Annotated in this window: 1 protein-coding gene; it reads right to left on the reverse strand. The window is 73.4% G+C overall.

What is annotated here, in order from left to right:
• Positions 1 to 77: 77 nt before the first annotated feature.
• The gene (locus PUR26_RS14235; protein ID WP_329872683.1) at positions 78 to 245 is read right to left on the reverse strand and encodes a hypothetical protein; all 168 of its coding nucleotides are present in this window, start codon (positions 243 to 245) and stop codon (positions 78 to 80) included.
• Between the last annotated feature and the right edge of the window lie 67 nt (positions 246 to 312).

The raw sequence follows: 312 nt of genomic DNA on the forward strand, positions 1-312 counted from the left end.
CGCCGGGGGCGGCACCGGCCCCGCCGGACGCCTCCCCCCTGGGCCGTCCGACGTGGTCGAGGTACGCCGTGAGTCGCTCAGATCCGGCCGAAGCACCACTCCCCGAGGATGACTAACGCCGCTCCGAACGTCGTGGCGAACGCGGCCGCGGCCATCTGGCTCTCGGCGTGGGCGACCGGAGCCCGGTGCAGTGAGGGCGCTCCCGTGCTCACGAGCTGGCCCGCGCCGAACCGCGTGAACGCCATGCCGGCGATAATGGCTGGTGCGCTTTCCATGTCCGTACCCCGTTTCCGTCGGATGCCGGGCCCGCCC

The organism is Streptomyces sp. SP18CS02, assembly GCF_036322365.1.
In the GTDB taxonomy this organism is placed as follows: Bacteria; Actinomycetota; Actinomycetes; order Streptomycetales; family Streptomycetaceae; genus Streptomyces.